Annotated in this window: 11 protein-coding genes and 1 other RNA gene; 9 read left to right on the forward strand and 3 right to left on the reverse strand. The window is 62.5% G+C overall.

Annotation, left to right across the window (positions count from 1 at the left end; translation table 11 throughout):
* Positions 1-162: 162 nt before the first annotated feature.
* Complete coding sequence (suhB, locus tag ACB033_RS14825) at positions 163-966, reverse strand: inositol-1-monophosphatase (RefSeq protein ID WP_005299686.1); 804 nt, start codon at positions 964-966, stop codon at positions 163-165.
* A gap of 202 nt (positions 967-1168) precedes the next feature.
* Here suhB and ACB033_RS14830 point away from each other — a divergent pair, with 202 nt between their 5' ends.
* From ACB033_RS14830 to emrD, 3 genes are all read left to right on the forward strand, one after another.
* Entirely contained in the window at positions 1169-1624 is a 456-nt protein-coding gene (locus ACB033_RS14830) for a hypothetical protein (protein WP_017765933.1), read from the forward strand.
* 186 nt (positions 1625-1810) lie between these two features.
* The gene (locus ACB033_RS14835; RefSeq protein ID WP_139725141.1) at positions 1811-2473 is read left to right on the forward strand and encodes a glutathione S-transferase family protein; all 663 of its coding nucleotides are present in this window, start codon (positions 1811-1813) and stop codon (positions 2471-2473) included.
* A gap of 249 nt (positions 2474-2722) precedes the next feature.
* Complete coding sequence (gene emrD, locus ACB033_RS14840) at positions 2723-3922, forward strand: multidrug efflux MFS transporter EmrD (RefSeq protein ID WP_005299692.1); 1200 nt, start codon at positions 2723-2725, stop codon at positions 3920-3922.
* Positions 3923-4071: 149 nt separating this feature from the next.
* On the opposite strand, the gene ssrS is transcribed toward emrD, so the two are convergent.
* Together ssrS and zapA are read right to left on the reverse strand one after the other, a co-directional pair.
* Positions 4072-4254, reverse strand: a non-coding RNA gene (gene ssrS / locus ACB033_RS14845) — 6S RNA.
* 16 nt (positions 4255-4270) lie between these two features.
* Positions 4271-4603 (reverse strand): cell division protein ZapA, encoded by a 333-nt coding sequence (gene zapA / locus ACB033_RS14850; protein WP_005299694.1) that lies wholly within the window; start codon positions 4601-4603, stop codon positions 4271-4273.
* A gap of 173 nt (positions 4604-4776) precedes the next feature.
* Between zapA and ACB033_RS14855 the strand changes: the two genes are divergently transcribed.
* The 6 genes from ACB033_RS14855 (at position 4777) to gcvP (ending at position 13190) form a co-directional block, all read left to right on the forward strand.
* Positions 4777-5346, forward strand: a complete 570-nt coding sequence (locus ACB033_RS14855) for a UPF0149 family protein (protein WP_005299696.1) — start codon at positions 4777-4779, stop codon at positions 5344-5346.
* 183 nt (positions 5347-5529) lie between these two features.
* Entirely contained in the window at positions 5530-6747 is a 1218-nt protein-coding gene (ubiH, locus tag ACB033_RS14860) for a 2-octaprenyl-6-methoxyphenyl hydroxylase (RefSeq protein ID WP_139725142.1), read from the forward strand.
* Positions 6748-6835: 88 nt separating this feature from the next.
* Positions 6836-8056, forward strand: coding sequence for an FAD-dependent 2-octaprenylphenol hydroxylase (locus tag ACB033_RS14865; protein WP_162519858.1), 1221 nt, complete (start codon positions 6836-6838; stop codon positions 8054-8056).
* Positions 8057-8465: 409 nt separating this feature from the next.
* The gene (gene gcvT, locus ACB033_RS14870; RefSeq protein WP_005299702.1) at positions 8466-9563 is read left to right on the forward strand and encodes a glycine cleavage system aminomethyltransferase GcvT; all 1098 of its coding nucleotides are present in this window, start codon (positions 8466-8468) and stop codon (positions 9561-9563) included.
* Between the two features lie 107 nt (positions 9564-9670).
* A complete protein-coding gene (gene gcvH / locus ACB033_RS14875) occupies positions 9671-10060 on the forward strand; it encodes a glycine cleavage system protein GcvH (protein ID WP_010634317.1) in 390 nt (129 codons plus the stop codon).
* A gap of 253 nt (positions 10061-10313) precedes the next feature.
* Positions 10314-13190: an aminomethyl-transferring glycine dehydrogenase gene (gene gcvP / locus ACB033_RS14880; protein WP_139725143.1), complete on the forward strand. Its 2877-nt coding sequence runs from the start codon at positions 10314-10316 to the stop codon at positions 13188-13190.
* Positions 13191-13213 lie beyond the last annotated feature (23 nt).

Below are 13213 nucleotides of genomic sequence, written 5' to 3' on the forward strand. Positions count from 1 at the left end.
AATGGAAAGAGGGACAACAGGTGTTGGAAGGCTGGGGTATCCATGATGGAGGTCCTCATGGTGATGACCTACTTCCAGATTAGCCTTCCAACACATAATTGGGACAGCGCCATAAAAAAACCCGGCCTGAGCCGGGTTTTGATGAGTGCGGGTAGTGCTGGCTTACTTGGCCAGGGATTCCGGCAGCTCTTCGCGGATCTTGCCCAGCATCTCTTTCAGGACGCGCGGGTTGGCCACCACGATGTTGCCGGAGTTCTCGTAGTTGTGACCACCGACGAAGTCGGTGACGATGGCGCCGGCCTCTTTGGCCAGCAGCTCACCGGCAGCGGTGTCCCAGGGCTTGAGGCCGATTTCCCAGAAACCGTCGACGCGACCGGCGGCCACATAGGCCAGATCCAGCGCGGCGGAGCCGGCACGACGGATGTCGGCACACTCGATGAACATGCTCTGGAACATCTTCAGGTACGGCTCGATGTGGTGCTTCTGCTTGAACGGGAAACCGGTGGCCAGGATGGTGCCGGCCAGCTCTTTAGCCTTGCCGACACGGATGCGGTAACCGTTCAGCTGGGCGCCGCTGCCACGGGTAGCAGTGAACAGCTCATCACGGATCGGGTCGTAGATCACGGCCTGTTCGGTTTTGCCCTTGACGCGCAGGGCGATGGAGACGGCAAAGTGCGGAATGCCTTTGACCAGGTTGGTCGTGCCATCCAGTGGGTCAATGATCCATTGGTAGTCCGGATTGGTACCGGCAATCTCACCAGACTCTTCAGCCACGATGCTGTGTTCCGGGTAAGATTTTTTGATGGTGTGAATGATGGCCGCTTCGGCTTCACGGTCAACGTTGGTCACGAAGTCATTGCTGCCCTTCTGGATAACCTCGATGTTCTCGGGTTGAGAAAAGGCTTTTACTACTACTTGACCGGCGTTGCGCGCAGCGCGCACGGCAATATTCAGCATCGGATGCATAGGTTCACCACTGGATGTTAAAGAACGGGGGAATAAAAGGACGCGGTATCATACCAGTCTTTTCGACAATGGCAACTGTTATACGTTATCGCTCCGGCCTTGGCGACTGCCAGATCTGACGGCTCCAATATAGGCTCTTTTTGGTCTAGTCTTATGGGCAGCAGCCGAATAACAGGCTGCCTTGAGCATAGGGACGTGGATCATGAATTTGTCATTAGTGAGTCAAAAACCGTCGGCAACCTCCACCCAGGGTTTGCTGGCCGCCTTGCGGAACTCGACCGGATACGGCGACTACTTCAACGAGCTAACCATTACCCAGCCATCCCACTGGCAACCTGGCAAGGAAGAGGCGGCCATCCTGCTGCTGGATGGGGATGCGGCCTGGCCCGAGTTTGCCTGGCAGCGCAACAGCGACACCTTCGGGTTGCCGGTGTTGCCGCTGCTGATGCGCAAGGGAGACGGTACTCTCACCATTCAGGGGCCGGATGTGCGGGACCCGCGCTTCTATTTTGTCTCCAACGGCATCGTGCTGGAAGAGTCTGAACTTGCCGATCCTGCCTGCAGTCGGGTGCTGCTGAACAAGCTGGAGTCCTACTTCCCGCTGCTTTCCCGCCTCATTCTGCTGCGCCAGCGTCAACCCATGGGGCTGTGCAACTAGGCTCTTCCTTCTCTGCGCCGGGCTGTTCAAGCGGCACAATATTTGTCATAACTGACCGGTATTGTGCCGCTTCGTCATGTTCAGGCCGGGGGATGTCCATGTTGTCCATCCCGCTTCATTTCTCTGGCCGACATGGGCGAGGCCCTGTCCGTCCTGTGCCAATGTGTGAATCACAAGGAGTCCATGATGATCGATTTTTATACCGCAGCCACCCCAAACGGCTTCAAGGTGGCGATTGCCCTTGAAGAGCTGGGCTTGCCCTACCGTGTCATTGCGCTCGACCTGTCGGCGCTGGATCAGAAGAAACCCGAGTTTCTGACCATCAACCCCAACGGTCGCATTCCAGCCATCGTCGATCGGGACAACGGGGACTTCGCGGTGTTCGAGTCGGGTGCCATTCTTCTCTATCTGGCCGAGAAGGCAGGCAAGCTGCTGCCGGCGGATCCCAAGCGCCGCTCCCAGGCCATTCAGTGGCTGATGTTCCAGATGGGTGGGGTCGGGCCCATGATGGGGCAGGCCAACGTCTTCTATCGCTACTTCCCGGAGAAGATCCCGGCCGCCATCGAACGCTATCAGAAGGAGGGACGCCGCCTGTTCGAGGTGCTCGACAGCCATCTGGCCCAGCACGAGTATCTGGCCGACGAGTACAGCATCGCCGACATTGCTACCTGGCCCTGGGTGCGTATCTATGACTGGAGCGGTATCTCCATCAAGGGGCTGCCCCATCTGCAGGCCTGGATGGACCGGATGGCTGACAAGCCGGCCTGCCAGAAGGGGATCACCATACCGCCGCGCAACGAGAAGCCGGAAGATCTGGTCAAGCAGGCCCAGCAGATGGTAACGCGTTGATTTTTATCGTTGACGGGGCCTAAAACCCCGTCACATTAGAAAAACTAAGGAAAGCTGATTATAAAGATTCGTTCGTTTTTCGTGATCTGAATCACTAAGATGACGGCAAGCCATGGGAGTGTCCTGCTCCCGGCCGGTGCGGGTTCTCCGCCTTGAGTTTTCACCTTTGATTGACCCTGTTTGTTGGATCCCCTCTGCGGTTTTCTGCCAGAGGCGGGCAGCTTTTCGATGATTTTTCGGGACTGAGATATGTATCGGCACAGTTTTTATCCGCTGTTTTTTCTGACCATTCTGATGGTCGCTGTGGGCCAGATGACCCAGACCCTCTACGTGCCCTCCATTCCCATGATGGCGGGGGACTTCAACGTGGCCTCCGGCCAGCTGCAAGCGGTGATGGCTTGCTACCTGATCCCGTACGGCCTCTCCCAGTTTGTCTACGGCCCCTTGTCGGATCGCATCGGCCGTCGCCCCATCATCATCATCGGCATGATGGTGTTCCTAGTGGGTACCCTGACCATCCAGCTGATCCCGAGTTTCATGGCGCTGCTGGCGGGCAGCTTCATCCAGGGGCTGGGGACCGGGGCCGGCGGCGCCATGAGCCGCACCCTGATGCGCGACCGCTACACCGGCGCCGAGCTCAACCGGGCCAACAGCCTGGTCAGCATGGGGGTGATCTTCTCCCCGCTGCTGGCCCCCGTGCTGGGTGGCTGGCTGACCGAGTTGTTCAACTGGCGTGCGGGCTACTGGTTCCTGTTCGGCTTTGGCGCCGTGGCGACCCTGGCCATACTGGCCTGGTTCGTCGAAACCTTGCCAGAGGAGGCCCGTCAGCAGCCGCTGCGAGTAGGTGCCGCCTATCGCCACGTGCTCGGCAACCCGCGTTTTCAGGGCAACCTGCTCTGCCTGATGGCGACCTTCGCCGGTCTGGCGGTCTTTGAAGCGGCCGCCGGCGTGCTGCTGGGCGACGTGCTCAAGCTGAGTGCCCGTACCGTCAGCGTGCTGTTCGTGCTGCCGCTGCCCGGCTATCTGTTCGGTGCCTGGCTCTCCGCCAAGCTGAGTTTTCGCCTGAGCCAGGGCAAGCTGATGCGCCTTGGCATCGCCTTCCTGGCGCTGGGGTCACTCATCATCCTGCTGCCCGGTCTGTTCGGGATAGTGAGTGCTGCTTCCCTGGTGGGTGGGGCTGCCGTCTACTTCATCGGTAGCGGTATCCTCTATCCGACCGCCACCTCCTGCGCCATCGAACCCTTCCCGGGCCAGGCGGGCACCGCCGGTGCCATCCTCGGTGGCATGCAGAATCTGGGGGCCGGCATCGTGACCCTGCTGGCGGCCTGCTTCCCGATGGAGGGGCAGGTGACCCTGGGCGCCATCATGACACTGATGGTGCTGATCGTGGCGCTGAGCTTCCTCTGGTTGCGCCACCACGGTTCGCCCCACGAGCAGATGGCCGTGTGAGCCTAATGATGTGAAAAGACCCGCCCGAGTTGGCGGGTTTTTTATGGGCCGCCGCTGGGGGCTGATATGCCGGGTGACGGAAGCAGGGGAGGGGACTGCCGCGCAGGCAAAGAAAAAGCCCGTCACACTGGTGACGGGCTTTTTGCTGTTGGTACCCCGGAGATGCCGTTGCCGGTTTGGGCCCTTGAACCGTCGGTTCAAGGCGGGGATCGGATCTGACCGCAGGCTTCTCGGTCGTGCCGAGCATGCGCAATAGCCAGAAGGCAGATCCCCTGTTTGGTATGAATATCGGCTCGGGGACTTGAACCGGCTGACAAACACCCCAGGGAATTTCAAAAACGTTGCGAGTTAGGGTTGTACGCCTTCGTCGCTGGATTCGCCATATTGTCCGTGCTCGATCAAGGCCGCTTCGATGGTGCGTTGCAGCATCTTGATCCGCTTGTCCATGGTCTCAGAGTATTGGTGATTCTTGTCTTTTTCAAGACAGAGCTCATGGCAGAAATTGAGTGCTGCCATCACCGCCAGCTGTTCATTGCTGGAGACCTTGGAGCGTTGACGCAGCTCGATGAGTTTATCAGTCAGCTGGTCGGCGGCCTGGCGCAGGGCATCCTGCTGTCCCAGGGGACAGGATACCTTGTAGGGACGTCCCAAAATGACGATTTCTACGGCCTCTGTGCTCATGCCTTCCTCAATACGGCGGAGTGTCATTCCGCCTTTATCCACGTGGACAACTGGGCGGGACTATATAGCGCAGATGCAGAAGTTTCAAGGCCTTGCTGGCTCTGGAAGGGGGAGAATGCTAGGATCCTGACCATTAATTCTGCATATTTGCCTGAACTTTGAGCGGATCTTCGATGAGCAAAACGAACCCCCTGAAATACGCGGCCGTGGCCGACCTGATGGAACAGCACGAGCTGATGGCAACGGCTGTAGAGGCCCATGGCGTGATCTGCGGTCTGGTGTGCGGTGGTGTGGCTCTGGACGACAAGAGCTGGCTGCCCCATTTCAACGATCTGGTCAACGACGGTTTCGGTCTGCCGGCCCCGGTGCGCCAGGTGATGACCGATCTCTATCATGAGGTGATCGAGAGCCTGATGGCCCAGAAAGGGGTCGAGCTGCTGCTGCCAAGCGACGAAGCGCCCCTCGACGAGCGCATCGATTCGCTGGTGGACTGGTCCCAGGCCTTTCTGGCTGGTTTCGGCGTGGTGCAGCAGGAGCTCTCCAAGGCCTCCGAAGAGCTGCAGGAGATGATCCAGGACATCGCCAGCATCACCCAGGTCTCTGCCGAGTTCGATCAGGAAGATGAAGAGAACGAAGCCTCCTTCCTGGTGCTCTACGAACACGTGCGCCTCGGGGTCATGATGGCGTTCGAGGAGTTTGGCAAGCGGCCGGATGCCCCGAGCACCCCGCCGACCCTGCACTGAGTCGAGCAAGTCCGAAAAAGAGCGCCAGGTGGTGCTCTTTTTACATTTGGATGTTGCCCGCGCCGGCCGGCTGTGATGAGGCAAGTAACGACAGGGACTGCGCTTTTTTGCCCGTGGCTTCGCATCCCGACCCCACGCTTTGTGTTAGCATGACCCCACGTTTTCAGCTTTTCCCCTGATCTCATGTCTCAATCTGATCTGAACCACGTCGATGTGGCCATCGTCGGTGGTGGAATGAGCGGCGCTGTGCTGGCGCTCTCCCTCGCGGCCCTGCCAGGGCCCAAGCCCCTGCAGATCCTGCTGCTGGAGGCGAGCGCCCCCGAGCTCAATGCACACCCCGGCTTCGATGCCCGCGCCATCGCGCTCTCCGCCGGCACCTGCGAGGCGCTGGCCCGGCACGGGCTCTGGCCCCGTTTTGCCCCCCATTGCAGCCCCATCACCCGCATTCATGTGTCGGATCGGGGCCACTTCGGCCAGACCGGATTGACGGCCGCCGAGTATGGCCTGTCTGCTCTCGGCCAGGTGATCGAGCTGTCGGCGGCGGGCATCGAGTTGCAACAGGCGATCGCTGCCTGCCCGCAGATCCGCATGCTGTGTCCGGCCCAGCTCGAACGGGTGGAGCCGCTGACGGAGGGGGTGAACCTGACCCTGGCCAGTGGCGAGCGTTATCAGACCCGTCTGCTGGTGGCGGCCGATGGCGGCAACTCCTTCGTGCGCCAGCAGTGCAAGCTGGCGGTGAGCCGCCACGACTACGGCCAGAGCGCCATCATCGCCACCGTCAAGACGGCCGAGGATCCGGCCGGCCAGGCATTCGAGCGTTTCACCCAAGGGGGGCCGCTGGCGCTGCTGCCGATGCAGGGGGGGCTCTCCTCCCTGGTCTGGAGCGTGGCACGGGATGAGGCGCCGGCCTTGATGGCGCTCGATGACGCCACCTTTCTGGCCCGCCTGCAGCAGGCCTTTGGCTGGCGCCTCGGTCGCTTCCTGCAAACCGGCCAGCGCCACGTCTATCCGCTGGTGCTGACGGTGGCTGACTACCCGCTGGCCCAGCGCACTGTGCTGGTGGGCAACGCTGCCCATCTGCTGCACCCCATTGCCGGCCAGGGCTTCAACCTCGGCATGCGCGACCTGGACCTGCTCACCCGCGCCGTCAGTCAGGCCCTGGCGGCGGGGGAGGATATCGGCAGCTTCAAGGTGCTAAACGGTTACTGGCAGCAGCGCAAGGGGGATCAGGCGCAGACGGTCTGGCTTACCTCCTCGCTGGCCCAGCTCTTCTCCAATGAGCACGACCCGCTGGTGGCGGGCCGCAACCTGGCGCTCTCCCTGATGGGGCGGCTGGACTGCCTCAAGGCGCCGTTGGCCTCTCGCACCCTGGGCTTTGTTGCCGACCTGTGCCGCCCCTGAGACTGGTCACAGCTTGCGTATTGAAGGGGTCAGCCTTCGGGCGTGCCCTCGCTGATCCCGGCGATCAGCCCTGAAAGGATATAAAACGATGCAGATGCAAAACGTGGATGTGGTGATTGTGGGGGGCGGCATGGTGGGCCTGGGGCTCGCCGCCGCGCTCAAGGGGAGTGCGCTCAAGGTGGCCGTGGTCGAGGGCCGGTTGCCGGCTCCCGCGCTTGACGAGGCGCCGGACAACCGGGTCAGCGCCCTGAGTCTGGCCAGTCAGCTCATCCTGCAGCAGGTGGGCGCCTGGCGCGGCATTGAGGCCCGCCGCCTGCAGCCCTACGGGCAGATGGAGGTGTGGGAGCAGGACAGCTTTGGCCGGATCGCGTTTGATGCCGCCAGCCTGCGCCAGCCCGAGCTCGGCCACATCGTCGAGAACCGGGTCATCCAGCTGGCGCTGCTGGACGCTATCGAGGGGGCCAACAACATCCAGCTGCTGAGCCCGGCCCGGGCGAGCAGCCTGCAAAGCGGCGAGGCGGGCTCCCTGCTGCTGTTGGAAGATGGCCGCGCGCTGTCGGCCAAACTGGTGGTGGCGGCCGATGGTGCCCACTCCTGGGTCCGTCGGCAGGCCGACATTCCGCTCACCAGCTGGGATTACGGCCACCATGCCCTGGTGGCGACGGTGCGTTGTGCCGAGCCACACGAAGCGGTGGCGCGTCAGATCTTCACCCCCGAGGGGCCGCTCGCCTTCCTGCCCCTGTGGCAACCGGATCTCTGCTCCATCGTCTGGTCGCTGCCGGCCGCTCGTGCCGAGGCGCTCTGTCAGTGCGACGACGAGCAGTTCAACCGCCAGCTCACCACCGCATTCGACGGCCGCCTCGGCCTGTGCCAGGTGGAAGGGGCGCGCAGCGCCATCCCGCTCACCGCCCGCTATGCCCGTGACTTTGCCCGCGAACGGCTGGTGCTGGTGGGGGATGCCGCTCACACCATACACCCGCTGGCGGGGCAGGGGGTCAACCTGGGGCTGCTGGACGCCGCCGCCCTGGCCGAGCAGATCCTGCGCAATCAGGCGGCGGGCAAGGATATCGGTCTGCTCGCCAACCTGCGCGGCTACGAACGCTGGCGCAAGAGCGAGGCGGCCAGCATGCTGGCTGCGATGGAGGGGCTCAAGCGGCTGTTTGCCGGTGCCAACCCGCTCAAGAAGCTGGTGCGCGGGGCGGGCCTGTGCGCCTTCGATCTGCTGACGCCGCTCAAGCAAAGCGTGATCCGGGCCGCCATGGGGCTGGAGGGGGAGCTGCCCGCGCTGGCCAAGGGTGAAAAAATCTAATAATACTCGGGTGTTTTCACAACAAAACTAATGTGAGGAGGCTGATGACCCGGTTTGGGTATCAGCCTTTAATCTGGGCTGGCAGCGAAACGTTTTTCTTCAAATTGTGACGAAACGGTAAAAATCGAAATTTAATATCGTCATTACCGAGTTTGGTCTGTTTTTATCACTGTTTTTACCTTAGTGTCTGGAGTCTGTTGACTGGCGGTGGATTAGTTTTTTTTGAGCGGCATGCGCGTCCGCTTGGCATATAATCCGCTGCGTTCAAGGAATCACTCCGGCCTTGCGGGCCGGAACGAGCACAGACTCAGGCACTCTCTGCTCTTGCTGCGACCCCGGTGAACCGCCGGAGGGCGGCCGGGCGGGGCGGATCGTGAGTGTTGTCGCGAACGCTTAAGGAAACACAGCGATGATCCAGACTACAGTACTGCATCCCAAGCACCTGGAAGCCGGCGCCAAGATGGTGGACTTTCACGGTTGGGAAATGCCCATCAACTACGGCTCACAGCTGGAAGAGCACCATCAGGTGCGCACTGATGCCGGCATGTTCGACGTCTCCCACATGACCATCGTCGATTTGACCGGCGAGCGGGTCAAAGCCTTCCTGCAACACCTGCTGGCCAACGACGTGGCCAAGCTCACCCTCTTCGGCAAGGCCCTCTACAGCGGCATGCTGACCCCGGAAGGCGGCGTCATCGACGACCTCATCACCTATTACCTTGGCGAGACCTTCTACCGCCTGGTGGTCAACTCCGCCACCCGCGAGAAGGATCTGGCCTGGATCCGCCACCATGCCCAGGACTTCGGGGTGACCGTGACCGAGCGCCCAGAGCTCGCCATGATCGCGGTGCAGGGGCCCAACGCCAAGGCCAAGGCGGCCAAGGTGTTCAGCGCCGAGCAAAATGCCGCAGTGGAAGGCATGAAGCCCTTCTTCGGTGTGCAGGCCGGCGAGCTCTTCATCGCCACCACCGGCTATACCGGTGAAGACGGTTACGAGATCGTGGTGCCGCAAGAGCAGGCGTGCGATCTGTGGCAGGCGCTGCTGGACAACGGCGTGGCCCCCTGCGGCCTGGGTGCCCGTGACACCCTGCGCCTCGAGGCCGGCATGAACCTCTACGGCCAGGACATGGACGAAACCGTTTCTCCGCTGGCCGCCAACATGGCCTGGACCATCGCCTGGGAACCGAGCGATCGCCAGTTCATCGGCCGCGCCGCGCTGGAAGCCCAGAAAGCCGCCGGCAGCCAGCCCAAGCTGGTGGGCCTGGTGATGGAAGAGAAGGGCGTGCTGCGCAGCGGCATGCCGGTCACCTTCACCACCGCCGCTGGAGAAGAGCGGGAAGGTGTGATCACCTCCGGCTCTTTCTCGCCCACTCTGGGCTACAGTATTGCCCTGGCGCGGGTGCCCCGTGATATCGGCGAGCAGGCTTCGGTGGAGATCCGCAAAAAGCTGGTCACCGTGAAAGTGACCAAGCCGGCTTTCGTGCGCAACGGCCAGAAGCTGGTGTAACGACCCCATTGCGGCGAAGGGACTGCCCTTCGCCAGACCCCCTTGCCCCGGCAACGCCTGTCGAACGCGCCGGGGACAAGTGATCCAAGTGAATAAAGGAAGCACAAATGAGCCATATCCCGAGCGAACTGAAATATGCCACCTCCCACGAGTGGATCCGTGTCGAAGCCAACGGCGAGGCCGTGGTCGGTATCACCGAGCACGCCCAGGAGCTGCTGGGTGACATGGTGTTCGTCGATCTGCCGGAAGTGGGCAAGCAGGTCGGTGCCGGTGATGACTGCGCCGTGGCCGAGTCGGTCAAGGCCGCCTCTGACATCTACAGCCCGGTGAGCGGCGAGATCCTGGCCGTCAACGAAGAGCTGGAAGGCAGCCCCGAGCTGGTCAACTCCGACCCCTACGGTGCTGGCTGGCTGTTCCGCATCAAGCTGGATGACGCGGGCGAGCTTGCCAACCTGCTGGATGCAGAAGGCTACCAGAACGTGGTGGACGAAGAGTAATGCCCCCGGGCCCTGCCAATCGCGCAGGGCCCGTTTGTATGCATGCCCGTCGGCCAGGAGGCCGGCCGGTGAGGGTGAAGTCGTCCGTCCCGGTTTGCCCGCGGCAAACCGGGCAGCCACAAGACGACCCCCTGTCGCTATGAGCGACATCCGGTGCCGGCAGGGGCCACTCTGCCACCCGAACATGAGTGAAGCCGGCCGAGGCTGGCTGTCAGGCACTTAGTTATCAGGACTTTTTATCAGGAATAGGGAAATGACCCAGTCACTGTTTGAACTCGAGCAAAAAACCGATTTCATCCGCCGTCACATCGGGCCGGGTGAGGAAGATCTGCGCGCCCTGCTGGCCGTGGTGGGCGCCGAGAGCCTGGACGATCTGATTGAGCAGACGGTCCCCGCCGCCATTCGCCGGCCGGGCCCGCTCGGCATCGGTGCCTCCATGACCGAAGTGGAAGCGCTGGCCAAGCTCAAGGGCTATGCCGCCCAGAACAAGGTGGCCAAGAGCTACATCGGCATGGGCTATCACGACACCCACGTGCCCCACGTCATCCTGCGCAACGTGCTGGAAAATCCGGGCTGGTACACCGCCTACACCCCCTATCAGCCCGAGCTGGCACAGGGCCGTCTCGAAGCCCTGCTCAACTTCCAGCAGCTGACCCTGGATCTCACCGGCATGGATCTGGCCAGTGCCTCCCTGCTGGATGAGGCGACCGCCGCCGCCGAGGCGATGGCGCTGGCCAAGCGGATGGCCAAGTCCAAGTCCCACCTCTTCTTCGTGGCCGACGACGTGCACCCCCAGGTGATCGACGTGGTCAAGGAGCGGGCGGTCCACTTCGGCTTTGACGTGGCAGTCGGCCCGGCCGAGCAGGCTTGCGCCGAAGAGGTGTTCGGTGCCCTGTTCCAGTACCCCACCACCACGGGGGAAGTGAAAGATCTGCGGGCGGTTATCGCCGCGGTGCAGGCCCAGAAAGGGTTGGCCTGCGTCAGCGCCGACATCCTGTCGCTCCTGTTGCTCAAATCCCCGGGTGAGCTGGGGGCCGACGTGGTGCTGGGTTCGGCCCAGCGCTTCGGCGTGCCCATGGGCTACGGTGGCCCGCACGCCGCCTTCTTCGCCACCCGCGATGCCTACAAACGCTCCATGCCGGGTCGCATCATCGGCGTCTCCAAGGATGCCCGCGGCAAGGCCGCTCTGCGCATGGCGATGCAGACCCGCGAGCAGCATATCCGCCGCGAGAAGGCCAACTCCAACATCTGTACCGCCCAGGTGCTGCTGGCCAACATGGCAAGCTTCTACGCCGTCTACCACGGCCCGGTGGGACTGAAAACCATCGCCTCCCGCGTGCACCGTCTGACCACCATTCTGGCGCTCGGTCTGAAGGCCAAGGGCGTGGCCCTCAAGCATGCCAGCTGGTTTGATACCCTGACCGTACAGACCGCCGAGAAGGCTGCGCTGATCGCCAAGGCCGAGGGGCTCGGCATCAACCTGCGCGCGGATCTGGATGGTGCGGTGGGTGTCTCCCTCTCTGAAACCACTACCCGTGGCGATGTGGCCGAGCTGTTCGAGCTGTTCCTGGGCGCAGGCCACGGCCTGGACATCGAGGCCCTCGACAAGGCGGCCCAGGCCCATCACGCCATCCCGCAGGATCTGCTGCGCACCGACGCCGTGCTGACCCACGAGGTGTTCAACAAGTACCACTCCGAGACCGAGATGCTGCGCTACATCCACCGTCTCGAAGCCAAAGATCTGGCCCTCAACTACGCCATGATCTCCCTGGGCTCCTGCACCATGAAGCTCAATGCCACCGCCGAGATGATCCCGGTGACCTGGCCCGAGTTTGGCAAGCTGCACCCGTTCGCTCCGCTGGCCCAGGCCAAGGGTTACCAGCTGCTGCTGGCCGACCTCGAAAACTGGCTGGTGAAGGTGACCGGTTACGATGCGGTCTGCATGCAGCCCAACTCCGGCGCCCAGGGCGAATACGCCGGTCTGCTCGCCATCAAGAAGTACCACGAGTCCCGCGGCGAGGGGCATCGCGATATCTGCCTCATTCCGGCCTCCGCGCACGGTACCAACCCGGCCTCCGCCCAGATGGCGGGCCTGCGGGTCATCGTCACCGCCTGTGACAAGTCGGGCAACGTGGATCTGGACGACCTGCGCGCCAAGGCCGCCGAGGCGGGGGATCAGCTCTCCTGTCTGATGGTGACCTATCCCTCCACCCACGGGGTGTACGAGGAGACCATCAAGGAGGTGTGCGACATCGTTCACCAGCACGGTGGTCAGGTCTATCTGGACGGCGCCAACATGAATGCGCAAGTCGGGCTGACGGCGCCGGGCTTTATCGGGGCGGATGTCTCTCACTTGAATCTGCACAAGACCTTCGCCATTCCTCACGGCGGTGGCGGCCCGGGCATGGGCCCCATCGGCGTGAAGAAACACCTGGCACCGTTCGTGGCCGGTCATGCCGTGGTCAAGACCGACAAGGAGAGCCGCAACAACGGCGCCGTGTCGGCGGCACCGTTCGGCTCGGCCAGCATCCTGCCCATCAGCTGGATGTATATCGCCATGCTGGGGGACGAGGGGCTGAAGAAATCCACCCAGGTGGCCATTCTCAACGCCAACTACCTGGCCAAGAAGCTGGGTGAATCCTTCCCCGTGCTCTACTCCGGGCGCAACGGTCGGGTGGCTCACGAGTGCATCCTGGATATCCGCCCGCTCAAAGAAGCGTCCGGCATCAGCGAGATGGATGTGGCCAAGCGCCTGATGGACTACGGCTTCCACGCGCCGACCATGAGCTTCCCGGTAGCGGGCACCCTGATGGTCGAACCGACCGAGTCTGAATCCAAGCGCGAGCTGGACCGCTTCGTGGAGGCGATGACCGCCATTCGTGCCGAGATCGCCAAGGTGCAGGACGGCCACTGGAGCCTCGCCGACAACCCGCTGGTCCATGCTCCGCATACCCAGGATGACGTGATGGACGGTGAGTGGAATCGTGGCTACAGCCGCGCCGAGGCAGTGTTCCCGTCGGACGCCGTGCGCGCCGCCAAGCTGTGGCCGTCGGTCAACCGCATCGACGACGTCTACGGCGATCGCAACCTGTTCTGCTCCTGCATCCCGACCGAGGACTACGCCAAGTAAGCGCAGGTGCTGATCACGATCAT

Origin of the sequence: Aeromonas sp. S15(2024) (assembly GCF_041402265.1) — a bacterium.
Classification (GTDB): Bacteria; Pseudomonadota; Gammaproteobacteria; order Enterobacterales; family Aeromonadaceae; genus Aeromonas; species Aeromonas dhakensis.

What these genes read in the sequence shown, in the direction of transcription:
- suhB (WP_005299686.1), bottom strand. Translation starts at nt 966, where the DNA reads ATGCATCCGATGCTGAATATTGCCGTGCGCGCTGCGCGCAACGCCGGT.
- ACB033_RS14830 (WP_017765933.1), top strand. Translation starts at nt 1,169, where the DNA reads ATGAATTTGTCATTAGTGAGTCAAAAACCGTCGGCAACCTCCACCCAG.
- ACB033_RS14835 (WP_139725141.1), top strand. Translation starts at nt 1,811, where the DNA reads ATGATCGATTTTTATACCGCAGCCACCCCAAACGGCTTCAAGGTGGCG.
- emrD (WP_005299692.1), top strand. Translation starts at nt 2,723, where the DNA reads ATGTATCGGCACAGTTTTTATCCGCTGTTTTTTCTGACCATTCTGATG.
- zapA (WP_005299694.1), bottom strand. Translation starts at nt 4,603, where the DNA reads ATGAGCACAGAGGCCGTAGAAATCGTCATTTTGGGACGTCCCTACAAG.
- ACB033_RS14855 (WP_005299696.1), top strand. Translation starts at nt 4,777, where the DNA reads ATGAGCAAAACGAACCCCCTGAAATACGCGGCCGTGGCCGACCTGATG.
- ubiH (WP_139725142.1), top strand. Translation starts at nt 5,530, where the DNA reads ATGTCTCAATCTGATCTGAACCACGTCGATGTGGCCATCGTCGGTGGT.
- ACB033_RS14865 (WP_162519858.1), top strand. Translation starts at nt 6,836, where the DNA reads ATGCAGATGCAAAACGTGGATGTGGTGATTGTGGGGGGCGGCATGGTG.
- gcvT (WP_005299702.1), top strand. Translation starts at nt 8,466, where the DNA reads ATGATCCAGACTACAGTACTGCATCCCAAGCACCTGGAAGCCGGCGCC.
- gcvH (WP_010634317.1), top strand. Translation starts at nt 9,671, where the DNA reads ATGAGCCATATCCCGAGCGAACTGAAATATGCCACCTCCCACGAGTGG.
- gcvP (WP_139725143.1), top strand. Translation starts at nt 10,314, where the DNA reads ATGACCCAGTCACTGTTTGAACTCGAGCAAAAAACCGATTTCATCCGC.